Below are 26,874 nucleotides of genomic sequence, written 5' to 3'. Positions count from 1 at the left end.
GCGGGTTACATTGACTGTCATGACCGGTCTCGATACTCCGCTGACTCCCCTTCGCTTCCTCGAACGCGCCGCGGAGGTCCACCCGGACAAGACTGCCGTGGTGGATGGGCCGAGGACGTTCACGTACGAGCAGTTCGCCGCCGCTGTCACCCGGCTCGCGCACGCACTGCGCGCGTCGGGTGTCGGCCACGGAGATCGCGTGGCCTACATTGCGTCCAACTCGGCGGAGCTGTTGTTCGCGCACTATGCGGTGCCACTGGCCGGTGCGGTTCTGGTCGCGATCAACACCAGACTCTCGTCGGACGAAGTTCGCTACATTTGCGATCACTCCGGTTCGGTTCTACTGGTGGGTGATTCGGAGCTGCTGGCCGGGCTCGGCACGGAGCCGATCTTTGATTCGGTCCGCGAGATCGTCGAGACACCCGCCGCCGACGGCACGTATGCAGCGTTGCCGCACACCACTCGGTACGACGCCTTCCTCGAATGCGGCACAGATGTTGCGATGGAGTGGGAGGTCGATGACGAGACCTCGACCATCACGATCAACTACACCTCGGGCACCACCGGTCGGCCCAAGGGCGTGATGTACACCCACCGCGGTGCCTACCTCAACTCGCTGGGAGAACTGCATCACCAGGGCTTCGACATCACCACTCGCTACCTGTGGACGCTGCCGATGTTCCACTGCAACGGATGGTGCACCACGTGGGCGATCACGGCCGCGTCGGGCACGCACGTCTGCCTGCGCGGGGTCCGCGGCGACGCGATCTGGTCGGCCATCGACGATGGAGTCGACCACCTCGCCGGTGCCCCGACGGTACTGACGACTCTTGCCACTGCGGCGCAGGCACATTCACTGGATCGACCGCTGACCATCGTCACGGCCGGAGCTCCCCCGAGCCCGACGATCATCGGCAAGATTCGGGCCTTGGGGGCAACTCTCGTCCACGTCTACGGCCTCACCGAAACCTACGGCCCCTATTCGGTATGTGAGCCGAAACAGGAATGGCTCGACCTGGACGCCGACGAACAGGATCGACGGTTGGCTCGGCAAGGAGTCGGCATGCTCACCGCCGATCGACTGCGCGTGGTGCGCGAAACCGCCGGACCCGGTGGAGCATTGATCGACGTCGAACCCGACGGAGTGGAAATGGGCGAGATCGTCATGCGCGGCAACAACGTCATGAAGGGGTACTACAACGACACCGCCGGCACCACGAAAGCGTTCGCGGGCGGGTGGTTCCATTCGGGAGATCTCGGCGTGATGCATCCCGACGGCTACGTTCAGCTACTCGATCGCGCCAAGGACGTCGTCATCTCCGGCGGTGAGAACATCTCGACGATCGAGGTGGAGCAGGCCCTCGCCAGCCACCCTGCCGTCGCCGATGTCGCGGTGATCGGTGTGCCGGACGACAAGTGGGGCGAGCGACCCAAGGCATTCGTGGTCCTGGCACCGGGCGCGCAGGCGTCGGAGGCAGACCTCGTCGCGCACGTGAAATCTGCCATCGCTTCCTACAAGGCTCCGCGTTCCGTCGAATTCATCGTCGAGTTGCCGAAGACATCCACCGGCAAAATCAAGAAGAAGGAGTTGCGCGACGCCGAGTGGGGCACGTCCTCGTCGAAGATCAACGGGTAGCCCACTCTGGTCACGCCATCTGCACACCGGCAATTTCGGTGACGCCGCCCGTGCCGTCGAACGACAGCTGACGAAATGCCACCTTCTCGACGAAGAATCTGTCGTGGCTCACCAGGATCACCGCGCCCGGGAACGCCATCAGGGCACGCTCGAGAACCTGAGTGCTCTGCAGATCGAGATGGTTGGTGGGCTCGTCGAGCACGATCACCCCTGCGCCGAACAACAGGCACTGCGCCAAGGCAACTCGTGCCTTCTGGCCACCGGACAGCACACCGATCTTCGATTTGAGATCCAGCTCGGAGAATTGCAGCAGCGTCAGGAAGCGATGGACCTCCTTCTTCGTCGCCGTCAAAGCGAGGCTGCCTGGCATCGCGTTGACAGAATGCGAGACGGTGTCGTCGAGATCGAGATCGGCCAGCACCTGGTTGTAGTAGATGAACGACGGCGCTTTGGTCTTCCATTTGATCTTGCCGCTGTCCGGCTGCTCGGCACCGACGAGGATGTCGACGAGGGTCGTCTTGCCGCATCCGTTCGGTCCGGTGATGGCGATGCGATCACCGCGGTGCACGGTGAACGAGATGTTCTCGAAGAGTCGTTGCTCGCCATAGCTTTTGGAGATCCCGGAGATCTCCGCGAGGTTGTCGTGCACGTGCAGTCCGCCGTAGATTGCGGTGACCACCGTGTCGACCGGACGCGGGCTCTTGCTCTTCTTGATATTCGCCAGTCGCCGCTTGAGCACTCCGCTGGGGTTCTTCACGGCTTCCTTGCGATCGCTGATCGCCTCCTGCTCGTAAGCCAGGAGCTGTTGTTCGTTGCTGAATTCGCGCTCGAGGTTCTTCAGCCGAAACTGTTTCTGCTGAACGTATTCGGAGTAGCTGCCGTCGTATGTCTGCAGATGATGGTTCTCGATCTCGACGATGCTGGTGACCACCTGCTCGAGGAACGCGCGGTCATGTGAGACGACGAGTAGCGCACCCCGGAAGTCGCGCAACCAGCGTTCGAGCCAGGCGATACCGGCAACGTCGAGGAAGTTGGTCGGCTCGTCGAGGAGCAGAACATCGGGCGCTTCGATGAGAATCTTGGCCAGTGCCGCGCGGTTGCGCCAGCCACCGGACAGTCGATCGACGGGCAGTTCGCGCCGCTCAGCGTTGAAGCCGAGCATGGAGAGCACCGTGTCGATCTGTTGGTGATAGGTCCAGCCGCCGCTGTTCTCCATGGCGTCGAGCAGTTCGGCTTGGCGGTCGACCAGCTTGTACATCTGTTTCTCGTCGAGATCGCCGCCGAGTGCCGCCTCGACCTCGGCCAATTCGGTCTCGATTGCGTGGACTGCGCCGAAGAGAGATTCGAGTTCCGCTTGAATGCTGCGATCGCCGTCGAGTTCCGAGAACTGGGAGAAGTAGCCGATTCGTGCGCCTTCGGTGACGTCGACGGTTCCCGAATCGGGCGTCTCCCGTCCGAGAAGAAGCTGCAGCAGGGTGGTCTTGCCCGTTCCGTTGCGGCCGATCAGACCGATGCGATCGCCGTCGGCGAGGCGGAAGAACACCTCACGCAACATCACCTTCTGGTCGTATCCCTTGGCAACGTCGTTCAAGCGAATCCAGCTCAAGCGTTCACTTCTCCTGCGCAATGGGGCTCGCTGTGGTCGAACCGGGCTAGCTCACTCTAACCGCGCTTCGAGCTCCATCCGATTCGCTGCTCAGGTCGACTCCCACAGCCACAGGTAGTAGTCGAGCCGTTCGCGATCGAGTTCGACGCCGTATGCGGTCAAGAACTCGTCGCAGTAACTGCGGCCGTAGTTGTACTCGATGCTCCAGATGGCGGGTGCCAAGTCCGCCCAACGGTCGGCGACCCCCATCGTGCCCATGTCGACGTGCGCAGCCCAGGCTCCGTTGTCGTCGATCAACGTGTTCGGCATGCAGGCGTCGCCATGGCACACGACCAGCCTGTCGATCGGAGGAGAATCGATCGGCAAGGCGCGATCGCCGATACGAGTGACCACCGACCAATCGAACGGGCACTGTTCGACGGGGACGGTGTCATGAAACGCCCGAAGGCCAGTCGCCGCCGCTCTGACCGCGCTGGCCGGGTCTCCCATCCACCGATCGGATACGGCGTTCTCCCAAGGCAGAGCTTCTGTCACCATCCAGGAACCAGTAGCGTCCGAACCGGTGTCGATTACTTTCGGCACTGGGCTGTATTGAATCACCCAGTCCAGACGCCGCCGCTCGTCTTCCGGATCGGCCGAGGTTTCGGCCGGCATCCACTTGACGTAGCGCGCGGTGCCGAGGCGAAATGTCAACCCGCCCAGTTCATTCGACCACACGGGCTCGATACCGTCGGGTCCCGCCAACTCTCGCACCACGGTCGGGACGGTGATATCGCCGTCGGGCACACTCATCGTTCGGTGATGCTCGCGAGCGTATCGACGGGCGGGGACACCACCACGGGGTCGCGTCCGGACCACAGATCCAGTACCGCTTTGGGGCGCGCCAACAACTCTCGCGCGTAGTTACGGACCACCGCAAGGGTATTGCAGTCGATGCACTCGGCCGTGACTCCGTCGACGTCGAGGCCCATGTCCTCGCACAACGCCACGGCTCTCGATACGTGCAGGCGTTGGCTGATGATCAGTCCGCGTTCTACGCCGAACGTCTCCTTGGCTCGGGCGCAGGTGTCGTAGGTATCGATGCCGTGATCGTCTCCGATGATCACGGCAGGATCTATTCCGTGTTCTATCAGGTAGCCGGTCATCGCTTGAATCTCGTTGCCGGAGTTGCCATCTGCGTCACCGGACACCAGAATTGCCTTGATCTTCCCGGCCGCCATCAGCGTAATGGCGGCGTCGAGACGTCCGGCCAGAAACCGCATCGGTTTGCCGTCGCGCACCTGAGCACCGAGGACGATGGCCACCGGCGCGTCCGGTGCATCGTCGATGTCGTACACCTTCCCCGCCGTCGAATAGGCGACCCAACCGGCTGATGCCAGAACGACGGCGACCAAGGCGGCCACCACCGCGCACAGGGCACGAACAAGCCGTCCGATCAGTCCTCGGGGCTTCGATTCGGTACTCATGATCTCGTTTCGTCAGCGGAAAGAAACCTCAAACTAGCCGACCATTGTGGCGTGCAGGCGTCGCCGCAGCGGACCCACATCGATTCCACAGTGAACCCTCAGAGCCCGCCCCTGCCTCGCCGCGCAATTCGACGGCGGAGTACCGTTCGACCAGTGAATCCGCTGCTGACCTCTCGACGCTATGTCGACTTGCGTCTGCAAGCCAGCGCTACCTGTTGACGGTTCTCTAGACCGCAACCCCTCCGCTCGGCCCATCGGCCGACGAGCACTTCTGTCGTCCATCCCTGACGACACCTCTCCTTTTCGAAAGGCATTTTCATGTCTGCGCCCAGCGCTATCCGAACGCGCCGTGTCCCCACCTGGGCAACCGCATTCGGTCCACAGATCGTTGCCGGACTCGTCCTCGGTGTCGTCCTCGGACTCATCGCCCGCTCGATGCCCGACGCCGAAGGCGGCGACCCGAACTGGTTGGTCGGAACCCTCTCGACCATCGGTTCGAGCTACGTCAAGCTGCTCACCGTAGCGGTGATCCCGCTGGTGTTCACGGCGATCGTCAGCTCCATAGCCAACCTGCGCGAAGTTGCAAATGCAGCCCGCCTGGCTATTCAGACGCTGTGGTGGTTCGCCATCACGGCTTTCATCGCCGTCATCATCGGCATCGTGATCGGGTTGGTCGCCCAGCCCGGATCGCGCACCAGTGCTGGGATGGATTCCGCAAAGGATCCTTCCAGTGTTGGGTCGTGGTGGTCGTTCCTCACCGGACTGGTACCGAGCAACTTCTTCGCACTCGGCGCGAAAACCACTGTTGCCGAGAGCGGTGCCGCGACCACCTCGCTGAGCTTCAACATTCTGCAGCTGCTGGTCATTGCCGCTGCCATCGGTATTGCGGCACTCAAAGTCGGCAAGAAAGCCGAGCCGTTCCTCGAGTTCAACGCGTCGCTGTTGGCCATCGTGCAGAAGGTGCTGTGGTGGATCATTCGCCTTGCGCCGATCGGTACAGCCGCACTCATCGGTAACGCGGTGGCGACCTACGGCTGGGATGCAATCGGTTCGCTCGGTGTCTTCACCGTATCCATCTACGTCGGTCTTGCCGTGGTGTTCTTCGTGGTGTATCCGTTGATCGTTCGCGCCCATGGCCTTTCGGTGCGCAACTTCTATTCGGGGGTGTGGCCTGCCACGCAGTTGGGCTTCGTGTCGCGTTCGTCGATCGGAACCCTGCCACTCACCGAGCGCGTCACAGAGCGCAACCTCGGAGTGCCGCGCGAGTACGCGTCGTTCGCAGTACCGCTCGGGGCGACGACCAAGATGGATGGTTGCGCTGCAATCTATCCCGCGATCGCAGCACTCTTCGTCGCTCAGTTCTACGGCATCGATCTCACCATCACCGACTACCTGCTGATCGTCGTGGTGTCCGTGATCGGTTCTGCCGCAACGGCAGGAACGACAGGGGCGACGGTGATGCTCACGCTCACCCTGTCGACCCTCGGGTTGCCGCTCGCCGGTGTCGGCCTACTGCTCGCGGTGGAGCCGATCGTCGATATGGGCCGCACTGCAGTCAACGTGACCGGTCAGGCTTTGGTCCCGACCATCGTCGCCAAGCGCGAGGGAATCCTCGATCTCGAGCGATACAACGCTGCTCGGAACGGTGATCCGTTCGTCGACGAGGACGAGGTGGAATTGGCACGCTAGCAACACAGATCGATCTGCGAGTCCCGACGACCGAGCAACTGGGTCGCCGGGATTCGTCGTCTATCCCGGTGGTGTCAGTGCTTCGACAGTCGCTGCAGTCTCCGTGTCCGTGGCCTCGACACTGGCGAAATAATGCTGAAAGAACTCGCGCATCGTCTTGATGATCTCGATCTGCTGTTTGATCGCAAAGCGGGCGGAGCCTTGTTCGCCAATAGCGAGGCGATGAAACTTTGCTCCGAGCATCTGGGCTGAAGGCATGTTGCCGAACGCTTCGGGAGACGACAGCCCGACCGTCATCTCGAACATCTTGTCCAGTTCCGCGAGATAGTCCGAACAAGCTTTATCGCATGCCGCCGCCACATTTTCTTCAACGTGGAGTTCGCCCATACTCGCCTGATCCCGCAAGGATCGCCAGTATGCAAGGTTGTCAGCCAACCCTAGGGTCTTATCAGTCACTGGAGCGTGCCTCTCATCCCGGCAAGTAGGACTGAAAGTCCTCTGCATGCTTGCCGACTTCGGAGCAGGGGTCACCCTGCAAATCCTTCGAGCCGATTTTGTGGAGGATAAAAATGATGAGGTTGCCGCTTGCGTCCAGCGCAATACTGCAGCCTTCCGGTGGTTCGCCGTCCTCCGAGAGGTTGTACCTGACGGCCGCGCGTGGACCCACTTGGACTGGAACCTGATTTATGTTCCGCGGACTTTGTAAAAACTGATCCAGCGAACTGAGCGATGACTGGACAATAAGGAAGTACCACGGGGTATCGGTCGGGCCGTCCCACGCACAGTTCTTCCAACCGGGATAAGTCGTGATTCCCGCGAAATCCGGTCGCTCTGTACTCACGTCCAACCCACTTGCCGTCACTGCAGATTTCGGAATGGTGCATGGATCGAACGGTTCCTCCTGGTCCGGCACCACCGTCGTCGATTCCACAGAAGTGTCTCCATTGGAGACTGGATTCCCCGACGTCGACGATGCACAACCTGCCAACAACACCGCCACACCACAGGCCGTCGCAAGTCGACGCCCACCCACCAGCCGCATTCGACCAACCTCTCGAGAAACTGTCACTGAAGGGTTGGACGCTACGTATGCCAGATCGGTTCCCTAGGCAGGTTGCGAAACTTCTAACTGCTGTTCCTCCCGGGAGGCGAGGCTCCTCCGTTCCGCAGCCAACACCCACAGCGACAGCGATATCAACGCAATCACCTCGGCGACGACAAGCACCCGCTCTACATAGCCGAGCGTGACGACGCGATACCAAGGACGCGAGCCGGTCACTCCCACGGCGAGCGCGTACACGATGGGCGTCAGAGTCACGACCGACAGCACGCTCAATCCCGTGGTCACACGAGCTCGTACTGCCCACACAATGTCATGAAGCCAGGGCCGCGAAAACGCGAACACCGCGACCGGGATGCTGACGAACGCAACGGCCGCTCCGAGTCGATGGATCGTCCCGCCGAGGCTCAGCGAGGCATTGTTCGACCAATCTTGCTTCGGCACAGCAACAACGGCAACCAGTCCCACGGTCCACAGTGTGAGAAAAATCGAGGCGGCCGATGCCGGTCGCGTCAGCCGATACCTGAGTGCAGCCGCGAGGGTGAGCGCCGATCCGAACGCGAGCAGAACGACGCCGATCGAGAACACCCACTGCTGCGCGCCCAGTCCGTATTCACTGATCGTTCGGCGCAGATGGGACGGCGCCTGCCACGCAGTGTGGATATCGAGAACCAGCACGACGAGGGCACCCAGAATGATAGATGGTGCGCCGATCATGGCCGGTCGAATCGACACGTGGACTCCCCTCTCGGACGACGTCGATCGCCGTCTGCTTTCCATGTTGCCCGAAAGTTCGGCCTGCCCCCTTGACCAAGATCGCAACCGGGCATAACCTACAACCAAATGGTTGTAGATGAGATGACTGACTCCGATGTCGATCGCCTGTTTCAGGCGTTCGCCGACACCACGCGACGCGACATCGTCGCGAAGGTCACTGTCGGTGAACAGTCGGTATCGGAACTGGCGGCTCACTACGCCATGAGTTTCGCCGCTGTGCAGAAGCACGTCGCAGTTCTCGAACGCGCTGCGGTGATCACCAAACAGAAGCGTGGGCGGGAGCAGATCGTGCGAGTTCGACTGGACACCATCGCAAGAGCTCGCGCACTGCTCGACACATACGAGGAGATCTGGCGACACCGCGTCGACCGGATCGACAACCTTCTGTCCGAGGACGAGAAAGGCTGAATCATGCCATTCATCAGCTCACACAAGGATGCAGAGAACTTGACCATGACCATGGTCGCGGAGTTCGACGCGAACATCGAACGCGTGTGGCAGATTTGGGAGGACCCACGCCAGCTCGAGCGTTGGTGGGGTCCGCCGACATGGCCTGCGACATTCGTCTCCCACGATTTCGTTCCGGGTGGGAAGGCGTCATACTACATGTGCGGACCGGACGGTGAGAAGGCGGCCGGCTGGTGGCTTTTCACCGACATCGTCGCACCGAACACACTGTCCTTCGACGACGGTTTCGCAGACGATTCCGGTAATCCGTCGTCGACCATGCCGATCACCCACGCCACCGCGACACTCGAAGACATCGGCGGCACAACGCGTATGACCATCCGCTCGCAGTTCGACAGCCTGAAGCAGCTCGAAGAACTCGTCGAGATGGGTATGGACGAGGGCATGGCATCGGCAATGGGTCAGATAGACGCCATCCTCGCCGGTTGATCGCGGTACGCGAAGTGGTCGTGGTGCACGGAACTTCGACCTCTGCTACGAATTTTCGTGCACGTGCGGCGAAGCCGCTCTACTCGGGAACGGAGCTGACGGTGAAGGGTTCGACGGGCGCTCCTCCGCGCTTGTCGAATTGACTGTTCACCACCAGCAGTCGATCATCAACTGCTGCAACGGTTGTCGGGTACGCGAACGATGCGTCGGTGATCTCTCCGGTCACCGAGCCGCTACGGCCATCGTCGTTGAGATCGACTTCAGCGATGAGGCCGTCGCGATTGCGCACGACATACAGTGTGTCGTCGTCGGTTTCGAGCCCGTCCCCGTTGGTCAGCGTTGCGCCACCCATGTCGACCTGAACGACTTCCTTGGTCGCCTTGTCGATGCGGTACAGGTTCCCGGTGCTGGATTGCACGACGATCAGCGCCGACTCGTTGTCGTTCTCGACAATGCCGTTGGCGTTGAAGCCCTCCCCGTACACGAACGGGGTGCCGTCGAAGTTCACGAATGGCTCCAGCGGACCGTCTTGCACGCCGTCCGTCATCTGCCCGAACGGAATCCGGTAAAGCACCGGGCTGCGCGAATCGGTGACGTAGGCATCCCCGTTGTCAGCGATCGCCACGTCGTTGAGAAACGTTGCATCGGCACCGAGGCCGTTGGTGAAGGTGGCAGCCAAGCCACCGGAGTTCCTGTCGTACACCCACACCTTGCCGGTGGCCCCGCCGGCGATCACCAGGTACTGGGCACGGTCGATCAAATCGTCGTCGTCCGCAGTGTCGATGCCCGCGGCACCGGTACGTCCGTCTGCGCCGCCGGGGAGAAACACTTCGACATTCGGGGATCCGACGGTTCCACGGAACACCGAGCCGTCGGACGTCGACGTCACGTAGAACGTGTCGTCGGCGACCGTGATGCCTTCGGGAAACACGCCGCTACCCGGCAGGTTGTAGACGGTTGCGTTGCTCGGACTCTGCGACGTCGACGCCGAAGCGGTGGAACTGCTCGGGCTGCTCGGTGCTGGATCGGCCGAATCCGAGGACCCGCAGGCACTCAGCAACAGTGTGGTGACGGCTACACCAGGCACTATCCGGGAGACTCGGTTCACACGTTCGAGTGTTCCATATGTCTCATTTCGCGCACATAATGCCTGGTGAGGAGATTTCCGGGCGACCGGTTTCGTACAGTGGTCGTCATGAGTGCCCCCTCCTACCTCGCCGCGGCCGACACCGACCTCGGAGGGATCGCCGGTTGGGCAGTGAATTTGATGGAGGCCATCGGCGGTCCCGGTGCCGGGATCGCCGTCGCAGCGGAGAACTTCTTCCCGCCGCTACCCAGCGAAATCATTCTGCCGCTCGCCGGGTTCACGGCATCCCAAGGCGGCATGAGTCTGCTGAGCGCACTGTTCTGGACGACGGCCGGCTCGGTCATCGGCGCTTTTGTTCTGTACTGGCTCGGTCTGAAGCTCGGGCGCGATCGGATGTACGCGATCGTGGGAAAGATCCCGTTCGTCGGTACCGAGGATCTGACCAAGGCCGACGACTGGTTCACTCGCCACGGCCGGTCGGCGGTCTTCTTCGGCCGCATGATCCCGGTGGTCCGCTCGGGCATCTCGATCCCAGCGGGTGTGTCCCGCATGCCCATTCTGCAATTCTTGATCTACACCACCCTCGGCAGCTTGATCTGGAACTCGATTTTCGTCCTCGCCGGCTACTTCCTCGGCGAGAACTGGCATTACGTGGAGAACTACGCGTCGGTGTTCCAGTACGTCGTCATCGGCATAGTCGTGGCATTGATCAGCTGGTTCGTGGTCAAGAAGTTGCGGTCCAGGCGAGTCGAAGCCCACTGACTCTTGCGCGTCGACTCACCGCACCCGTCGTATTCCGTCGGCGAAGTGGTCGAGCGCAGCGAGAATGTCGTCTGCCTGCCAGATCCGGTTTCGTCTCCCCTTCGACGTCTGGTGCAGAACACTCGCCTCGGTCAGCTTGTCGATCGCTCGCTGAGCCGCGATCTCGCTGACTCCGAATGTGCCGCGTACGTATGCGTTATTGACCACCGGTTGCGCCACCAGCGCGTCGAGGAGTGGCCACACGACCGAGTCGCTGCGTGCGACGACGCGCTCGGCGTAGTCGGCCCTGGCGGCGGCTAGGTCGTCGACCAACCGTCGCCCACCGGTCACAGCATGAAAGGTCGCCGCGGTGAGACTACGAACGATTGCGTCCACATCTCCCCTCCGATAGGCGTCGAGGCTCTCGAAATAGCCGGCTGTGTCGGTCAGCAATCCGGTAGACAGCGGAACCGTCACTCGCTCGGTCACCTCGGCCCTACGGAGCATTCCGTGGATCATCGCTCGGCCGACGCGACCGTTTCCGTCCTTGAACGGGTGCAGCGTCTCGAACTGCGCATGGGTGATAGCTACGTGAGGGATGACAGGGAGGTCCGAGCGAGCAGCGAACTCGAAAAGATCGTCGAGCGCGTCCGGCAACCGATCGTGATGCGGCGGTACGAAAGCCGCGCGGTGCGGGCCGATGTCGGATCCCCCGATCCATACCTGCTCGGTACGCCACCTGCCCGGCTGCGGGTCGCCGTTGGGCTCCATCAGCGCATGATGCATGGCCAGGACACTCGATGCGTCGATCGAAGAACCCACCTCGAGGGCGGCTTCCATTGCGCGGACGTTGCCCGACACGATCGAGGCATTTCTCGTTGTGGGCGAAACCAATTCAGCGAGAGCGAGCGCCCGCGCACCGGCCGTCAAGCTTTCGATGCGCGATGACGCCGCACTCTCCGTTCGCAACAGAATCGAACTCATCGACGCGAGCCCGACCGATGAGCCGAGTTGTAGTGAGGCGTACTGGTCGAACGAACAATTTCGCGGAGAGCATCTTCCGATTCCGCGAGCAACTGCGCAGGCAACGTCAGTTTCGCATCCGCGATACGCGCCGGCACGGCGGCAGAGAAGTCCCCCTGATGCATCCGACGCTGAGCACGCGAGATGTAGGCATCGGACACCTGCCACGGTCGACTTTCGAATTCGACCGCGGGCCAACTTCCCGCATCCTGATCGTCCGACATCGATGGATTTACTAAACCTTACCGCTCTAAGGTTTGGTATGAAGCGGGCCGTCCCTCCCTCAATTTCCACACGAATGGTGTGAACACTGCGGGATACGCGGCGCGACCACTCCCCTGAGTCAGTCCTTCGGAACGCGGTATCGGCCACCTTTGATGATGAACACCGTGTAGCCCAGAATGGCCAGCAAATAGAGCGCTGTCGGTACCGCCAGGACCCAGGCGCTGACCGAGTGGCCCACCGTCCTACCGGACACCCCGACGATCCATGCGAGCAGCAGGGCGGTTGCCGCACCCATCCAGTCGAGATCTTCGGCCATCTTGCGATTGAGCGCGGGCCTATTCTCAGACGCAGTCCAGTAGTCATGCATTCGACGACTCGGCAAATTCACCAGCTGGGCCGGAAGTCTCGGGAGCCACCAGCCGACACTCGCGAAAAACCCGATCAGTACAAGCCCGATGCCACCCGTGGTGAGCAGGAACGAGGACTTGGTCTCCACGCGGTCGACCTGTCCGGAGGCTGTGAAGTGCGCAGGTAGAACGTCACCAGCAGTCACGGCGACCCAGATCAGAACACCGACGAACACGAGAGTGGACAGCAGCAGTGCAGCGCGCGAGTACCTCATCCCGGTTCACTTTAGTGCCTGAAACCGTGGTGTGGCGCTGAGCCTCCGGGTCGCTCTGCAGGCTATGCTCCTGGGCCACGGAGGGCACTTGTCCGCACCACTGCCGGAGGCACCGATGCCCAACAACGAGTTCGGGGATTTTCAGACTCCGATCGAGTTGGCGCGCGCGTTGGTGGACACTTTGCCTCGACGTGAGTGGACCCGCGTCCTCGAACCCACCTGCGGCGTCGGGAACTTCCTCTCGGTTTTCAGCGAGCAGCACCCTGAAGCAGAACGTGTCGGTATCGAGGTGCAGCCCGAGTATGCCGCAGCAGCAGCGATATTCGGCAGGGTGATCACCGCGTCGATCTTCGATTTCGACCTGGCACGCGACATCGCGTGGACGTCGGCGCCAGGCCCGACTCTCGTCGTCGGCAATCCACCGTGGGTGACCAACTCCCAGCTCTCAGTTCTGGGTTCGAGCAACAGACCGGCTCGCGCGAACACACAGAACGCACGCGGAATAGATGCGATCACCGGAAGCTCCAATTTCGATATCGCAGAGTTCATTTGGATCAAGTTGCTCACCGAGTTCGCAGATCGACCGGTGACCATCGCGATGATCTGCAAAACCCAGGTAGCGCGAAACATCCTGTTGCACTGCGCTCGACACAGCCTTCCGATCACCGGTTCGAGTCTGCGGCCCATCGACGCCAAGAAATGGTTCGACGCCGGAGTGGACGCATGTTGGTTCGTGGTCGAGCTGGGAACCGACACAACCGACCACACCGCGCAGATGTACCCGAGCATCGATTCACTCCATCCCACCAACAGAATCGGAGTGGTCGACGGGTTACTCGTCGCGAACGTCGATGCCTACGAGCGCAGCAAACAGTTCGACGGCACCAGTCCACTGACGTGGCGTCAAGGCATCAAGCACGACGCGACGGCAGTGATGGAACTGGCCGAAAACGACGGCCCGCGAACCAAACTCGGAGCTTCGGTGGACATCGAGAAGGACTTCCTGTTTCCCCTGTTCAAATGTACCGATGTCTATCGCGAGAAGCTCAGCATGGTGTCGCGGTGGATGATCGTGCCGCAATCGCACACCGGTGACGACACCGCGCAGTTGGCGGACAGCGCGCCGAAGCTGTGGAAGTACCTGACCGACAACGGCCCAGCACTCGATGGACGCAAGTCCTCGATCTACCGAAACCGCGCCCGGTTCTGCATCTTCGGCGTCGGCCCGTACACGTTTGCGCCGTACAAGATCGCGATCTCCGGATTTCACAAGGCTCCGCAGTTCAGGATGGTCGGCCCCTACGACGGAAAACCTGCGGTGTTCGACGACGCCACCTATCTCCTGCCGTTCGAGGACCCAGCCGCATGCGCCGTCGCCCACGCGTTACTGACCGGGCCCGAAGCCAACGATCTCATTGCCGCTCTGGCATTCTGGGACAGCAAACGGCCCGTGACGAAGAAGCTCTTGCAACGCATCGATCTCGCGGCCATTGCCCGCGCGACCGACCCTGCCGCGCTACGAGAACGTGCTGCCGATGCTGCGGCTGCGCACGGTCTAGTGTTCAACAAAGCATCGCTCACTCACGCGGTGCGTCTTGCGAGGGGACTACCACTGTGATTGTCGATACTCCTCAGCGACAGCCTGTTCCGGAACTGGTTCTGCTGTTCATCGGCGGATTCATGTTCGTTGCTGCCACTCTGGTGAAGTCGGGTCCGTTGTTCGTCACGTCGATCTTCCTCTGCGTGTTTGCCGGATTTGCAGCCTTGATCTCGGCGCGTTTGTCCCGGCAGAGCCGCCGAACGATCGCTCTTTTCACCGTCTTCGGACTCACACTGACCGTGGTCGGTGTCGTGTACATGATCAAGGACGCGTCGGAACCCGTCATCTTCTCTCCCGGGCTCCTCCTGTATCCAGGCGGCAGCCTCGCACTGTCCGGAATAATCAACTTGATATCGCCTCACACACGTAGGTCACGCCGAGACCGAGGGCAAACGGACTTCACAGATCGGTCTTGATCGTCTCGGCCAGTCGCGCAAGATAGTCGGCATTGCGCTTGTAGTGCACCCAGGGACCAACTTTGGTGCTCGTCACCAGTTGCGCGCGTTGCAGGACGGCCATGTACTGCGAGGCAGTGGATTGGGAGACGCCCGCTCTCGATTGAATGTGCTTGAGGCACACCCCGACGTCCTCGGCGGGCTCGAGTTGGGGAGGGAAGTCGCTGGGATCTTTGAGCCACCGCATGATCGCCAATCGCGCGGGGTTGCTGAGCGCACCGAACACTGCGGCAAGCTCGGCGGGGTCCAGTTCGTCAGCCACCATCGAAGCGTACTCCAATATCGCAATATCCCGATGTGTGGTCTACTGGTCCAGACATCGCAATATCGCGATATTCAAATAGGGAGCAGCGCATGCAGCGAGCAGTAGTCGTAGGGGCCAACGGAGTGATCGGCGGAAATCTCGTCGCCAACCTGCAACGAAGTGGAGTTTGGGACATCATCGGGCTGTCGCGCCGAGGAGGGGTCGACAGCGAACGCGTCCGGCACATTGCGGTGGACCTACTCGATGGCGAGGAGACTCGACGCCGACTTTCCCATCTGACGGACGTCACGCACATCTTCTACGCCGCGTATCAGGAACGACCGACGTGGGCCGAGCTCGTGGCCCCCAACCTGGAGATGCTCGTCAACGTGGTCACGGCGATCGAGGACAGTTCACCGGACCTCGAACACGTGAGTCTGATGCAGGGATACAAGGTGTACGGCGCACACCTGGGTCCCTTCAAAACCCCTGCCCGCGAATCCGACCCGCCGCACATGCCGCCCGAGTTCAACGTCGATCAGCAACAGTTCCTCGAGTCGCGGCAAGCAGGCAAGCAATGGACGTGGTCGGCAATCCGACCATCCGTGGTGTGCGGTGTCGCGCTGGGGAACCCGATGAATCTGGCCACCGTGATTGGGGTCTACGCCACCATGTGCACAAAGCTGGGCGTACCGATGCGGTTTCCGGGCAAACCCGGTGCCTTCGACTCGCTGCTGGAGATGACGGACGCGTCATTGCTCGCAGAGGCGACGGTGTGGGCGGCCACCACCCCGACCTGCGCGAACCAGGCGTTCAACATCACCAACGGGGACCTCTTCCGCTGGAACGACATGTGGCCCAGAATCGCGAGTCTGTTCGACCTCGATACGGCAACCCCGCTCCCGATGTCCCTCGCCGACGTCATGGCAGACAAAGAGCCGCTGTGGGATTCGATCGTCGCCGAGTACGGGCTGCAGAAGATCCCGTATTCAGCCGTGTCATCCTGGGCGTTCGGAGACTTCGTGTTCTCCTGGGACTACGACGTCGTAGCGGATGGTTCCAAAGCGCGTCGAATGGGCTTTCACCGTTTCGTCGACACCGAAAGAATGTTCGCCGACATATTCTCCGATCTACGTCGCCAGCGAATCATTCCATGAGGGGAGCCACCATGCGTACGAGCGGAGTACGCCGGATAGTTTGAATCGGCACGAACGCCGATCGAGACCTACAGGAGAACAATGCACCCGTTCGACGCAGCAATCGCGCTCGAGACCGTCGGCGACGGCACCTTCACCGGGCACACGTCCGCGCCGTACAACAACATGGTCGGCCCGTTCGGCGGCATCACTGCCGCAACGTTCATCCGGGCGATCGAACTAAATCCCGAATGCCTCGGATCGCCGGTCTCGCTGACGGTCAACTTCGCAGGCCCGGTGGCCGAAGGTGAGTTCGCGATTGCGGCGCGCGCCGTGCGTACCAACCGAAGCAATCAGCACTGGTACCTCGAACTGACGCAGAACGGTGCCGTCGCGACGACCGCGACAGCGGTGTTCGGTACCCGTCGTGAAACCTGGGACAACATCGAGGCGACAGCTCCTGCAGTTCCCTCCCCAGCAGACACGAAGCTGGGCAGTTTTCCCGACGCTATCGCCTGGGCTCAGAACTACGAGATGCGCTTCGTCGCAGGCGCTCTCAGCGACCAGGACTCATCGGACTCGACCGAGACCCTCTGGATCCGTGACACTCCGTCTCGTCCGTTGGACTTCGCGGCGCTGACGTCGCTCAGCGATGTGTTCTACCCCAGAATCTTTCAGCGCCTCGGTCGGTACGTGCCGGCAGGCACCATCTCGCTGACTACCCACTTCTTCGCGACGCCCGAGGATCTCGACACGCACTCCGACGGCTACGTACTGGGGACGGCACGAGCCCGCCGCTTCCACCAGGGCTACTTCGATCAGACAGCCGAACTGTGGACCGAGGGCGGAATGTTGCTGGCAACGAGCCACCAGGTGGTCTACTACAAGGCCTGACCGACTCCGACGGATTGCTCGAGTACTCGACGCACCGCACCGCGAGCACCGCCGTCCTGCAGCGAGCGTTTGGCCTTTTGGTATGCACCGCGGAGGCGCGGACTGGTCGACAGATCGCCGAACACTCCAGGATTGGCCAAGAACGCACCGGGGTTGTCGTGGTCCTCCCAGGACAAACGCTGCAGGCGTTCGGCACTGGTGTCGATCATCGGAATGTCCCCGCGCTCGTGGACACCGCACCACGCGGCGAGGATCAGCGCACTGTGATCGACGGACCGATCCGCGGCGAGCCGATCGCGAATGACCGGCAGCACGAATTTCGGGATACGCGCGGATGCGTCGACGATCTGGCGCTCGAGTGTATCTCGGACGGCGAGGCTGGAAAAGCGTTGCAGCAGTTGATCGATGTAGTCATCGATGTCGATGCCCGGGACCGGAGACAGAGTGGGGGCAGCCTCGGCCCGCATGTACGACGCGACGAACTCGCGCAGGTCAGGGCTCGCCATCACCTCGTGCACGTGGGTGTATCCAGCGAGGATGCCGAGGTAGCTCATTGCCTGATGAGACCCGTTGAGCAGGCGCAGCTTCATGTGTTCGTAGGGCGTGACATCGGCGACGAGTTGAACTCCGACTTCGTCGAACGGTGGTCGCCCGAAAGAGAAAGTGTCTTCGACCACCCACTGCGAGAACGATTCCGACCGCACCGGCCAGCCATCGTCGATTCCGAAGTCTTTACGCACATCGTCGATGACGGCAGCCGTCGTGGCGGGGGTGATGCGATCGACCATGGAACTCGGGAACGCCACCGTGGCGTCGATCCACTCCGCCAGGTCGGCGTCGTGATGGCGGGCGAAAGCGGTCAGTGCCGTTCGGGTCACCGCCCCGTTGTGGACGATGTTGTCGCACGACATCACGGTGAACGGTGGAATCCCGTGGTACCGGCGTGAAGCGAGGGCAACGGTCAGGAATCCGAACACGCTCGACGGCACCGACAGGTCCCGAAGATCTCGGAGCACGGCGGGATCGGTGGGCTCGAATGCTCCGGTCACATCGCTGACGCCGTAGCCGGCCTCCGTGATGGTCAGCGACACGATCATGGTGGCGGGTGAACTCAGCAGATCGATCACCCCGATGGGGTCATCGGGGGCATACACGAAGTCTGCAACCGAGCCGACCACCCGTGCGTCACGGGTACCGTCCGGGTCCACCGTCACGGCGGTGTACAGAAAATCCTGGGCGTCGAGTACGGTCCCGATCTTCTTGTCCCCCGGCATCACTCCCACCCCGCACAGAGCCCAATCGAGATGCCCGGCCGCGAGCAGACGATCGAAGTACACCGCCTGATGTGCGCGATGGAACGCGCCGACTCCGAAATGCACGACACCACAATGCAGTTCATCCAGATCGTAGTCCGGCTTCGCGACAGTCGCAGGTATGTGTTTCAACGTCGCGCGGCAAAGCTCGGTCATGACGGTTCCTCGGTTCGGGCAGGGCGGAGGTGGTGAGCGGTGGCACTCCCGGGCATGTTCGGCCACCAGGAGCACCACCGCAGTTCGAAGGGACCTACAGGTCAGCAGGAAGACTTGTAGACATACTGCGCACCGTCACCGTCGATGTTGTCGGCGGTGATGACGTGGAAGCCGGTGGAGATATCGGCGGTGACCGGCTTGTTGTCGATCGCGGCCATGGCCTGCTCCACGCCGTCGGTGCCGATGGTGTCGGGCTGCTGCGCGATCAGAGCCTGCACGGTTCCCTCACGGAGCTGCTTGACCTGTGCCGGTCCGGCGTCGAATCCGACGATCTTGACTTGATCCTGCTTGCCCGCCTGTCGAACTCCGGTCGCGGTGCCCTCGGCTGCGAAGGTGTTCGCGGCGAAGATGCCGGTGATGTCGGGGTCCTTCGCCAGCGCGGCCGAGACCAGACGGGCAGCTTCGGCCGGGTCGTTGTGGCTGTACTGCACTCCGAGATAGTCGAACGCCGAGTTGGCCGCTACTGCTTCCTCGAATCCGGCAACGCGGGCGTCGGCTGTGGAGACACCGGGATCGGTCGAGATGACCAGCACCTTGCCGCCGGCCGGGCTGAGCCTCTCGATCGCGTTGAACGCCTCGGCACCGCCGCCCTTGTTGTCGGACGAGATGGACGACACTGCGATCGAAGGGTCTTCGAGAGTGGTGTCGACGAGCACGACCTTAATGCCGGCCTTCGCCGCAGCAGCCAGTGGTGCCTGCATCGCAGCAACGTCGGTGGGCGCGATCAGGATCGCCGAGGGACGCGATGCCACAACCGAATCCACGATGGGCTTCTGCAGGGTCGGGTCGAACTTGACCGGTCCCTGGGTGTCGACGGTGACGCCGGCATCCTTGGCTGCGGCCTCGATTCCGCATTGCATGCTGATGTAGAACTCGTCGCCGCTCACGCCTTGGATGAAGGCGATCTTGCCGTTGCCTCCACCGCTTCCCGAGTCGGACGAACAACCCGCCAAGAACATGGCGGAGACCGAAGCGACACTCAGTGCAACGACGGCGGTGCGTGATGTGATCATGGTCGACTTTCTTGTAAGTGGTTGGAGCAGAGGGAGATCAGGGCCGGTCCGCGTTACGGACTTCGCGACCAGAGTTTCTTGAGGGAGTTCGGTGATTGGCCTCGGCTGGCAGCGTCGCGTCGCCGCTGGTCGAAGTACACGGCGGCGATCAGTACTGCGCCGACAGCGACCTGCTGCCAGAACGGCTGGACTCCGACGATGACGAATCCGTTCTGCAACACGGCCGGGATGAAGAGTCCGACGACGGTACCGAACATGGTGCCGATACCGCCGAAGAGGCTGGTTCCGCCGATGACCACTGCAGCAATGACATTGAGGTTGGTCTGCGACTGTCCGGCGATGGCGGTGGTTCCGTACTGGGACAGCGACAGGATGCCCGCCAAGCCGGCGAGTGTGCCCGAGAGCGCGTAGATCTTCACCAGGTGCATGTCCACCTTGATTCCGACCCGGCGAGCAGACTGCTCCTTGGATCCGACGGCGAAGGTGTAGAGGCCGAACTTGGTGCGATGCAGCACGATTCCGAAGATCACCACGAGCACGAGAGCGATGCTCGAGATCAGGGGAATGGTGGTGGCGGGTAGGTTTCCGTAGCCGATCGTGTCGACCAGAACCGGTGGCACGTCGCGGATGTCGACGCCGCCGGTGATCACCTGCGAGAGCCCGAGCGCACCGCCCAGGGTGCCCAGGGTGACGATCAGCGGGGGCACGTTGGCCTTGCCGATCAGGAATCCGTTGAGCAGTCCCCAGCACAGGCCGCAGAGCAGTGCCACCACGATTCCGATCGCGGCGACTCCCCATCCATCGCCGCCTACTGCGGCCATGGTCTTGGCGGAGACGACCCCGGAGAAGACGAGCACCGATCCGACGGAGAGGTCGATGCCGCTGGTGACGATGACGAAGGTCATGCCGATTCCGAGCACCGCGAGAATGGAGACGTTCTGGATGATCTGGCGAATGTTGCCCCACTCGGGGAAGCTGCCGGGAGCCATGATCGAGAAGACGATGCAGATTGCTGCCAACACCAACACGATCTGGAACACCTGGACGCGAGCCAGTTTCCCGAGCGCCTCGACGACGTCGAAGGTGTGCCGCGACGGCTTGTGGCTCGGTGGCAACGGTTCGATGGACGGGGTGATGATCTGATTGCTCATCGTGTGGCTCCGGTGGTTGCGCCGGTCATCGCGCCGACGAGTTCTTCCATGGTCGTGTTCTTGGCGTCGAGAGTGGCGACGCGCTTGCCCATCCGCAGTACCTGGACGCGGTCGGCGACTTCGATGACATGCGGCATCGAGTGACTGATGAACACCACCGCCACCCCACGGTCGGCGACCCTGCGGATGGTGTCGAGAACGTTGCGGGTCTGCACCACTCCGAGCGCCGCCGTCGGCTCGTCGAGAAACACAACGCCTTTGGCCCAGGCGACCGCGCGGGCGATCGCAATGGCCTGCTGCTGGCCACCCGACATGGCTCCGACGGGGACGGTGAGACTGCGCACGGTGGCCCCGAGTTCGTCGAGGGCGTCCTGGGATTGCTTGCGCATCGTGGACACGTCGAGGAACCCGAGGTGACCCAGTAGTCCTTTCGCGGGCAACTCGCGACCGAGGAACATGTTTTGCTGCGCATTCAGGTGCGGCGCGAGAGCGAGATCCTGGAACACCGTCTCGATGCCGAGTTCGGCTGCCACGGTGGGACTGTCGAGATCGACCGCGGTGCCGTCGAACAGGATCTCGCCGGTGTCGACCGCGAGGCTGCCCGAGAGCGCTTTGACCAACGTCGATTTGCCCGCGCCGTTGTCGCCGATGAGAGCGACGACCTCGCCGGGGTAGATGTCGAAATCGGCGTCGTCGAGGGCGCGCACGTTTCCGAAGCTCCTCGACAATCCCCTCGCTTCGAGGATCGGTGTCGCAACAGGTGCAACGCTGGCCATGGATACTCCTTGGTCGAGTCGAAAACCTTCGGGTGCGGGATGGACACTCCCACCTACGCCTGAGCAGCACGGTCGGAGATCGTGGTCTGCGAGCCAGGTCGAGCTCCCTGTGGGGCTCGTCGTGTTAACGAGTGTGACCCACACAACTCGCGTTGTCACGTGTTTCGAGAAAATTCATGTCACCGGTGACATGACCTGAAGCTCGTGCCTGCCGCACGCCGCAGCAACAGACGGCTATCGGACCGGACGGTACCGTCCTCGAGGTGCAGGAATGCTGGATCTCGTCGAATTACGAGCCCGCGGGAGTGCACTGCGGTACCGTCCATGACACCGATGACATACGACTCGATCAGCGGACGTATGACACCGATGACATGCCCATTCGGAAACAGCAAAGGTAGACCCCATGGCGAACTTCGACGGCCGGAAGATCTTGGTGACAGGTGCCAGCGGCGGCATCGGCTCTGCAACGGTGCGACGGCTGGTGGCCGACGGTGCCGACGTCGTCGCAGCCGGGCAGTCCGTGGATGCACTGAACAAGCTGGCCGATGAGACCGGCGCTCGACCCCTGGCGTTCGACCTGACCTCAGAGGACAGTGTGCGCGACGCCGTCGAGGGCCTCGACCTCTACGGAGTGGTGAACTGCGCCGGATTCGGAGGCGAGATCGCGACGCCACAGGACACCGACATCTCGGTCTTCGACAAGGTCATCGCCATCAACGCACGAGGCGCACTGCTCGTCATCAAGTACACGGTTCCCGCGATGATCGCCGCCGGCGAAGGGGCCATCGTCAACGTCTCGAGCCAAGCCAGTCTCGTCGCGCTGACCGGCCACATCTCCTACGGATCATCGAAAGCGGCTCTGGACAACATCACTCGGGTCTCGGCCCTCGAACTCGGTCGCCACGGAATCCGGGTCAACGGAGTCAATCCGACCGTTGTGATGACGGAGATGTCCGCGTTCTACTGGGGCCGACCCGAGATCGAGGAGCCGTTCCTGGCTCAGATGCCGCTGGGTCGCTGGGCCACCGAGGACGAGATTGCCGCGCCGATTGCATTCCTGTTGAGCGATGATGCTTCCATGGTGACCGGAGTGTCGTTGCCGGTGGACGGCGGCTACACCAGTCGATGACGAGCGGACGACGAGCAGACGGGGGTAGATGATGACCACCATGCAGGATGTCGCGGCGCTGGCCAAGGTCAGCGCCAAGACCGTCTCACGGGTGTACAACAACGACCCACACGTCGACCCCGATACCCGCGCTCGCGTCACCGAGGCCCTCGAGTCACTCAACTACGTGCCGAATACGATGGCGACGTCGTTTCGCAACGGTCAGGCGGCCGCAATCGGTGTAGCGGTACCCGATATCGACGATCCGTTCTTCTCCTCCATCGCACGAGCGGTGGAGGAGCGTGCCCGCCAAGAAGACATGGCCGTTCTGGTGACCAGCCTCGGCCACGACGGTGAGCAGGAGCGGGGCCTCGTCGAGTCGCTGCTGCGTAGGCAGTTGAGCGGCTTGATCATTGCACCTACGGGTGCCGACCACGGCTACCTGGAGCGCTGGATCGACAAGACCCCGACGGTGTTCGTCGATCGAGCCCCCGACGGCCTCAAGGCCGACAGTTTCGTCGACGACGATCACGGTGGAGCCGTCCTCGCCACCGATCATCTACTCGATCTGGGTCATACGCGCATTGCGGTCATCGGCGACAGTGCCGGCATTCCCACCAGCCGCAACAGACTGGAGGGGTATCGAGAGTCGTTGCAGGCCAGAGGAATCGAATTCGACGAAACTCTCGTCGCACTCGGGGTCATGGGCCGAGACGATGCCCGCGCGGCACTGGCGACGCTGACCACGCTCGCCGATCCTCCCACCGCACTGTTCCTGTCCAACGCACGAGTGGCGATGGCGTGCGTGCCCGTACTGCAGCAGATGGATCTACTGCATCTGGCGTTCGTCGGATTCGGCGACTTCCCTCTGGCGGATGCAGTGCGACCGCCGGTCACCGTCATCGATCAGAATCCTGCTCGGCTCGGTCGATTGGCCATCGAGCGTCTACTGGGCCGAATCGAGAATCCCGGTAAGCGCTACAAGCGGCGCAACATTCTCGGAGTCGAACTGGTCGAGCGTGAATCCTGCACGCCTGGAAGCGATCATCGCTGCGCGTAGCTCTGGACAGCGGCCAAGACCAGCTCGACCTGCTGCTCGGTACAGAGTTCGGCATCGACCCTCAGATGCGGCACACGCGGCATTTCCACCGGCGCATCCATCGGCCTGTGTGCATCGCGCTCCGCACCTCTGGCCGCCCGTCGCCGCGCCAGCAGTTCCGGTGAGCCGTCGACGTACACGACCATCACAGCAGCGGGCTGCGCCGCGGCAACCAACCGTCCCCACTCCGCTCCACCGGTCAGTTCACGGGTGAAAGGAGCAACGAGAACGGACCGCTGCCCGATCTCCAGCACATCCCTGACGGCAGCGAGCAATACTGCATATCGGCCGCGCCGGATCTGTTCGGAGTGCGGCCCCGCACTGTTCCAATGCGGACCGCCCAACGCCGAATCCAGTTCATCGAGAAGCGGATTGGTCAGGGTGTCGAGGTCGAGCAACGGTATGCGGAAGCGGCGGGCCAGCGCTCGCCCCAATGTGGTCTTTCCGCTTCCTGCAGCACCCGCGACGACCAGAATCGGCAGTCGATCCCGATCGGTCACGGAAACGTCTTGACAGACATGAGGCATAGCGGCAATCATACAAGACAACGTTGTCTCGCATCGTCGTACCGCGAGCACATTCCTCCGATCGAGAGTTCACGTGACCGAGCGAGCCAGCATCAAAGACGTCGCCGCGTTGGCAGGCGTCAGCTTCAAGACCGTCTCCCGTGTCGTCAACGGCGTGGACACCGTCTTGCCCGAGCTACGCGAACGCGTCGAAGCAGCCGTGCAAACCCTGAATTACGTACCCAATTCGGCTGCGCGCTCACTGAAGTCGGGATCGGGTAACACCATCGGGATCGTCGTCGATTCGATCGACGACGTGTTCTTCGCATCTCTGGTCAGCGCCGTGGAGGATCGCGCTCTGGAACACGGACTGGCCGTCATCGTCGGCAGCACCGGTTTCGACGCCCAGCGCGAGCGAGACCAGCTGGCCCTGCTGGCCGGGCAACACGTGCGGGGAATCATCCTCGCTCCGGTCGGAGATCACAGCGACTTCCTCGTGCCACGCCGTCGAACATTGCCCACGGTGACCATCGACCGTTCCATCGCGGGATTCGACTCGGTGATCGTCGACGATTACGGTGCGGCCAAGCAGGCCGTCGAGAAATTGGTGGCGAGCGGGCACACCCGAATTGCGTTGCTCGGCTTCGACGATCGACTCCAAACTGCGCAGCTCCGCCGTGAGGCGTACCTCGACGTTCTCATCGACCTGGGCCAGACACCGGACGCTGCTCTCGCTCCACCCGTCTCCCACGCCGCGGATTCGGTGCGGCCGGTGGTCAAGAAGCTACTGGCACTGCGCAATCCGCCCACCGCCTTCTTCGTCGCCAATGCACGACATGCAACGGCCGTGGTGTCGGTACTGCACGAGATCGACCGCACCGACGTGGCCATGGTCTCGTTCGGCAATTTTTCGCTCGCCGACGCCGTCAGCCCGTCGGTGACGTGCATCGACCAGGACCCGTACCGCATCGGCACTTTGGCGTTCGATCGCCTGGTGCAGCGCTTCGACGATCCCTATCTCGAACCCGAGCAACAGGTAGCGCCGACCACGCTGGTGGAACGACGTTCGCATGCACTCCCCCTTCCCGTACAGAAATGAGACCAACCCCGTGAATCCCAGACTCGTAGCGGGACTCGACCTCGGCAGCACCGGCATCAAAGTGCTCGTGATCGACGAGGCCGGAACCGAATTGACCATCGAGCAGAGTCCGACGCCCTGGCGTCACGGCCCCGGTGGCACCACCGACCTCTCGTCCGAGGACCTGCTGGCCACGATCGCGAATCTGCTCGACGCCATCGCGCGTCGATTGCCCGCCGTAACCGGTGATCCCGCTGCGCGCATCGACGCTATCGCAGTATCCGGAATGGGCGAGACGGGCTTTCTTCTCGATGAAGACAACGTTGTCCGCGCCCCGGCCTTCGCCTGGTTCGATCCCCGCGGGCAGCAACAGGTGGACGCACTTCCAGAGAGACTTCGTGAGCGGTTCGCCGGCAGGACAGGCCTTCCCGTCGGTGTTCAGGTGTCCGTGGTCAAAATCGCGCACCTCCGCGACAACGGGCTGAACCTGGCCGGACTGCGATGGTTCAATCTGCCCGAGTTCGTCGTGTTGTCCCTCGGTGGTCGCGCGGTGGCCGACTACTCGCTGAGTTCGCGGACCGGACTGCTCGATCAGGACACCGGTGAGCCGTGGACGGAGATGTTGACGCACCTGGGCGTCGGGGCCGAGTTCATCCCGCCCCTCGTCGATGCAGGCACCGACCTCGGAGTAGCAACCGGGCCCACACTTCCCGACGCCATCGCGGGGGCACGGTTGACCGTGGCCGGTCACGACCATCTCGTCTCCGCCGTATCGGGTGGGGCAATTCCCCGCGATCGCTACCACGTGTCCATGGGTACCGCCGAGGTGCTGCTGCGCGTGCTCGACGCTCCGCTGACGCCCGACGCACGAAGCCGTTTGGCCGATCACCTGATCAACTCGGTACGCCATGTGGTTCCGGGACAACACGTTCTCGTCGCCGGGGTCAAAACAGGACTGTTGATGCGACGGGCGTTGCAGCTGAGCGACATCAACGATCGCGCGGGGCGGGATTCGCTCGATCAACGAGTGTGCGCGTTGCCTGCGGGTGGGCCGTCCACCGATGGCGGGATCGAGATCGCCGGGGCCCGCAACGACGACGGCGTGCTGTCCATCACCGTGCGAACCGACGGTGTGGATGCGGCGGAACTGTTCCGCTCGATTCTGTTGCACGGCAACGACGAAATCGCTCGTCTCATCTCGGCCCTCGACGCGGAGGTGCCTCCCGCTCGGACCACGCTCCTCACCGGGGGGTGGGCGAGCATGGCGAGCGTTCGGGATGCCCGGTCGCAGGTGCTCCCCGAGGTTTCCGTCTCGACCCGCTCCCAGGACACCGCATACGGCGCAGCACTGTTCGCTGCGCGACTACTGACGCTCATAGAAATCTGAGCCCACATTTCTGCAGTGAGACAACGTTGTCTTCATTGCGCCGAACCCCACCACATCAACAGGAGA

At 62.3% G+C, this 26,874-nt stretch carries 29 protein-coding genes; 13 read left to right on the top strand and 16 right to left on the bottom strand.

Annotated elements, in window-relative coordinates; all coding sequences use genetic code 11:
• The first annotated feature begins 19 nt into the window (after positions 1 to 19).
• Positions 20 to 1,636 carry an AMP-binding protein gene (locus ACNEOT_RS23570; RefSeq protein ID WP_415977088.1) on the top strand — a complete coding sequence of 539 codons (1,617 nt, stop codon included), beginning with the start codon at positions 20 to 22 and terminating at the stop codon, positions 1,634 to 1,636.
• Between the two features lie 10 nt (positions 1,637 to 1,646).
• On the opposite strand, the gene ACNEOT_RS23565 is transcribed toward ACNEOT_RS23570, so the two are convergent.
• From ACNEOT_RS23565 to ACNEOT_RS23555, 3 genes are all read right to left on the bottom strand, one after another.
• The gene (locus ACNEOT_RS23565; protein ID WP_415977087.1) at positions 1,647 to 3,242 is read right to left on the bottom strand and encodes an ABC-F family ATP-binding cassette domain-containing protein; all 1,596 of its coding nucleotides are present in this window, start codon (positions 3,240 to 3,242) and stop codon (positions 1,647 to 1,649) included.
• Between the two features lie 90 nt (positions 3,243 to 3,332).
• Complete coding sequence (locus ACNEOT_RS23560; protein ID WP_415977086.1) at positions 3,333 to 4,034, bottom strand: phosphotransferase; 702 nt, start codon at positions 4,032 to 4,034, stop codon at positions 3,333 to 3,335.
• Complete coding sequence (locus tag ACNEOT_RS23555) at positions 4,031 to 4,708, bottom strand: SanA/YdcF family protein (RefSeq protein ID WP_415977084.1); 678 nt, start codon at positions 4,706 to 4,708, stop codon at positions 4,031 to 4,033. The genes ACNEOT_RS23560 and ACNEOT_RS23555 overlap by 4 nt, the downstream gene beginning before the upstream one ends.
• A 318-nt stretch (positions 4,709 to 5,026) precedes the next feature.
• Between ACNEOT_RS23555 and ACNEOT_RS23550 the strand changes: the two genes are divergently transcribed.
• On the top strand, positions 5,027 to 6,397 hold the full coding sequence (locus tag ACNEOT_RS23550) for a dicarboxylate/amino acid:cation symporter (RefSeq protein WP_415977083.1): 1,371 nt from the start codon (positions 5,027 to 5,029) through the stop codon (positions 6,395 to 6,397).
• A 60-nt stretch (positions 6,398 to 6,457) separates the two neighbouring features.
• On the opposite strand, the gene ACNEOT_RS23545 is transcribed toward ACNEOT_RS23550, so the two are convergent.
• The 3 genes from ACNEOT_RS23545 to ACNEOT_RS23535 all read right to left on the bottom strand — a co-directional run bounded on the left by ACNEOT_RS23545 (position 6,458) and on the right by ACNEOT_RS23535 (position 8,192).
• A complete protein-coding gene (locus ACNEOT_RS23545; protein ID WP_415977082.1) occupies positions 6,458 to 6,853 on the bottom strand; it encodes a hypothetical protein in 396 nt (131 codons plus the stop codon).
• A gap of 13 nt (positions 6,854 to 6,866) precedes the next feature.
• Positions 6,867 to 7,439 carry a DUF3558 domain-containing protein gene (locus ACNEOT_RS23540; protein ID WP_415977081.1) on the bottom strand — a complete coding sequence of 191 codons (573 nt, stop codon included), beginning with the start codon at positions 7,437 to 7,439 and terminating at the stop codon, positions 6,867 to 6,869.
• 63 nt (positions 7,440 to 7,502) lie between these two features.
• Positions 7,503 to 8,192 (bottom strand): DUF998 domain-containing protein, encoded by a 690-nt coding sequence (locus tag ACNEOT_RS23535; RefSeq protein WP_415977076.1) that lies wholly within the window; start codon positions 8,190 to 8,192, stop codon positions 7,503 to 7,505.
• A gap of 123 nt (positions 8,193 to 8,315) precedes the next feature.
• On the opposite strand from ACNEOT_RS23535, the gene ACNEOT_RS23530 reads away from it, so the two are divergent.
• Together ACNEOT_RS23530 and ACNEOT_RS23525 are read left to right on the top strand one after the other, a co-directional pair.
• A complete protein-coding gene (locus tag ACNEOT_RS23530; protein WP_415977075.1) occupies positions 8,316 to 8,642 on the top strand; it encodes an ArsR/SmtB family transcription factor in 327 nt (108 codons plus the stop codon).
• 3 nt (positions 8,643 to 8,645) lie between these two features.
• The gene (locus ACNEOT_RS23525) at positions 8,646 to 9,131 is read left to right on the top strand and encodes an SRPBCC family protein (RefSeq protein WP_415977073.1); all 486 of its coding nucleotides are present in this window, start codon (positions 8,646 to 8,648) and stop codon (positions 9,129 to 9,131) included.
• A gap of 79 nt (positions 9,132 to 9,210) precedes the next feature.
• Here ACNEOT_RS23525 and ACNEOT_RS23520 read toward each other — a convergent pair whose 3' ends face one another.
• A complete protein-coding gene (locus ACNEOT_RS23520; RefSeq protein ID WP_415977072.1) occupies positions 9,211 to 10,239 on the bottom strand; it encodes a superoxide dismutase in 1,029 nt (342 codons plus the stop codon).
• 87 nt (positions 10,240 to 10,326) lie between these two features.
• On the opposite strand from ACNEOT_RS23520, the gene ACNEOT_RS23515 reads away from it, so the two are divergent.
• A complete protein-coding gene (locus ACNEOT_RS23515) occupies positions 10,327 to 10,980 on the top strand; it encodes a DedA family protein (protein WP_415977070.1) in 654 nt (217 codons plus the stop codon).
• A 15-nt stretch (positions 10,981 to 10,995) separates the two neighbouring features.
• Here the strand turns inward: ACNEOT_RS23515 and ACNEOT_RS23510 are convergent, their stop codons facing one another.
• The 3 genes from ACNEOT_RS23510 to ACNEOT_RS23500 form a co-directional block, all read right to left on the bottom strand.
• Positions 10,996 to 11,943: a Fic family protein gene (locus tag ACNEOT_RS23510; protein WP_415977069.1), complete on the bottom strand. Its 948-nt coding sequence runs from the start codon at positions 11,941 to 11,943 to the stop codon at positions 10,996 to 10,998.
• On the bottom strand, positions 11,940 to 12,206 hold the full coding sequence (locus ACNEOT_RS23505) for a hypothetical protein (protein WP_415977067.1): 267 nt from the start codon (positions 12,204 to 12,206) through the stop codon (positions 11,940 to 11,942). Before ACNEOT_RS23505 ends, ACNEOT_RS23510 begins: the two co-directional genes overlap by 4 nt.
• A 119-nt stretch (positions 12,207 to 12,325) precedes the next feature.
• Complete coding sequence (locus tag ACNEOT_RS23500; RefSeq protein WP_415977066.1) at positions 12,326 to 12,829, bottom strand: hypothetical protein; 504 nt, start codon at positions 12,827 to 12,829, stop codon at positions 12,326 to 12,328.
• Between the two features lie 88 nt (positions 12,830 to 12,917).
• Between ACNEOT_RS23500 and ACNEOT_RS23495 the strand changes: the two genes are divergently transcribed.
• Together ACNEOT_RS23495 and ACNEOT_RS23490 are read left to right on the top strand one after the other, a co-directional pair.
• On the top strand, positions 12,918 to 14,447 hold the full coding sequence (locus ACNEOT_RS23495) for an SAM-dependent methyltransferase (RefSeq protein ID WP_415977065.1): 1,530 nt from the start codon (positions 12,918 to 12,920) through the stop codon (positions 14,445 to 14,447).
• Positions 14,444 to 14,845, top strand: coding sequence for a hypothetical protein (locus tag ACNEOT_RS23490; protein ID WP_415977064.1), 402 nt, complete (start codon positions 14,444 to 14,446; stop codon positions 14,843 to 14,845). The genes ACNEOT_RS23495 and ACNEOT_RS23490 overlap by 4 nt, the downstream gene beginning before the upstream one ends.
• Here ACNEOT_RS23490 and ACNEOT_RS23485 read toward each other — a convergent pair.
• Positions 14,829 to 15,149: an ArsR/SmtB family transcription factor gene (locus tag ACNEOT_RS23485; RefSeq protein WP_415977063.1), complete on the bottom strand. Its 321-nt coding sequence runs from the start codon at positions 15,147 to 15,149 to the stop codon at positions 14,829 to 14,831. The genes ACNEOT_RS23490 and ACNEOT_RS23485 overlap by 17 nt on opposite strands.
• A gap of 89 nt (positions 15,150 to 15,238) precedes the next feature.
• On the opposite strand from ACNEOT_RS23485, the gene ACNEOT_RS23480 reads away from it, so the two are divergent.
• Positions 15,239 to 16,285, top strand: coding sequence for an SDR family oxidoreductase (locus ACNEOT_RS23480; protein ID WP_415977061.1), 1,047 nt, complete (start codon positions 15,239 to 15,241; stop codon positions 16,283 to 16,285).
• A gap of 81 nt (positions 16,286 to 16,366) precedes the next feature.
• Positions 16,367 to 17,158 carry an acyl-CoA thioesterase gene (locus ACNEOT_RS23475; RefSeq protein ID WP_415977060.1) on the top strand — a complete coding sequence of 264 codons (792 nt, stop codon included), beginning with the start codon at positions 16,367 to 16,369 and terminating at the stop codon, positions 17,156 to 17,158.
• Here ACNEOT_RS23475 and ACNEOT_RS23470 read toward each other — a convergent pair.
• From ACNEOT_RS23470 to ACNEOT_RS23455, 4 genes are all read right to left on the bottom strand, one after another.
• Complete coding sequence (locus ACNEOT_RS23470; protein ID WP_415977058.1) at positions 17,146 to 18,627, bottom strand: mannitol dehydrogenase family protein; 1,482 nt, start codon at positions 18,625 to 18,627, stop codon at positions 17,146 to 17,148. The two genes, ACNEOT_RS23475 and ACNEOT_RS23470, sit on opposite strands and share 13 nt — an antisense overlap.
• Positions 18,628 to 18,728: 101 nt before the next feature.
• Entirely contained in the window at positions 18,729 to 19,700 is a 972-nt protein-coding gene (locus tag ACNEOT_RS23465; RefSeq protein WP_415977057.1) for an ABC transporter substrate-binding protein, read from the bottom strand.
• Positions 19,701 to 19,753: 53 nt separating this feature from the next.
• Positions 19,754 to 20,851: an ABC transporter permease gene (locus tag ACNEOT_RS23460; RefSeq protein ID WP_415977056.1), complete on the bottom strand. Its 1,098-nt coding sequence runs from the start codon at positions 20,849 to 20,851 to the stop codon at positions 19,754 to 19,756.
• On the bottom strand, positions 20,848 to 21,627 hold the full coding sequence (locus ACNEOT_RS23455; RefSeq protein ID WP_314144320.1) for an ATP-binding cassette domain-containing protein: 780 nt from the start codon (positions 21,625 to 21,627) through the stop codon (positions 20,848 to 20,850). The genes ACNEOT_RS23460 and ACNEOT_RS23455 overlap by 4 nt, the downstream gene beginning before the upstream one ends.
• A 406-nt stretch (positions 21,628 to 22,033) precedes the next feature.
• Here ACNEOT_RS23455 and ACNEOT_RS23450 point away from each other — a divergent pair, with 406 nt between their 5' ends.
• Positions 22,034 to 22,759, top strand: coding sequence for an SDR family oxidoreductase (locus tag ACNEOT_RS23450; RefSeq protein WP_415977054.1), 726 nt, complete (start codon positions 22,034 to 22,036; stop codon positions 22,757 to 22,759).
• Positions 22,760 to 22,787: 28 nt separating this feature from the next.
• Complete coding sequence (locus ACNEOT_RS23445) at positions 22,788 to 23,798, top strand: LacI family DNA-binding transcriptional regulator (protein WP_415977052.1); 1,011 nt, start codon at positions 22,788 to 22,790, stop codon at positions 23,796 to 23,798.
• Here the strand turns inward: ACNEOT_RS23445 and ACNEOT_RS23440 are convergent.
• On the bottom strand, positions 23,783 to 24,337 hold the full coding sequence (locus ACNEOT_RS23440; protein ID WP_415977050.1) for an AAA family ATPase: 555 nt from the start codon (positions 24,335 to 24,337) through the stop codon (positions 23,783 to 23,785). The genes ACNEOT_RS23445 and ACNEOT_RS23440 overlap by 16 nt on opposite strands.
• A gap of 100 nt (positions 24,338 to 24,437) precedes the next feature.
• Here ACNEOT_RS23440 and ACNEOT_RS23435 point away from each other — a divergent pair, with 100 nt between their 5' ends.
• A complete protein-coding gene (locus ACNEOT_RS23435; protein WP_415977049.1) occupies positions 24,438 to 25,442 on the top strand; it encodes a LacI family DNA-binding transcriptional regulator in 1,005 nt (334 codons plus the stop codon).
• A gap of 10 nt (positions 25,443 to 25,452) precedes the next feature.
• On the top strand, positions 25,453 to 26,808 hold the full coding sequence (locus ACNEOT_RS23430; RefSeq protein ID WP_415977048.1) for an FGGY-family carbohydrate kinase: 1,356 nt from the start codon (positions 25,453 to 25,455) through the stop codon (positions 26,806 to 26,808).
• The last annotated feature ends 66 nt before the right edge of the window (positions 26,809 to 26,874 follow it).

It is taken from the genome of Rhodococcus sp. 077-4 (assembly GCF_047782425.1).
GTDB lineage: Bacteria > Actinomycetota > Actinomycetes > Mycobacteriales > Mycobacteriaceae > Rhodococcoides.
This window is presented reverse-complemented; position numbering and strand designations above follow the sequence as displayed.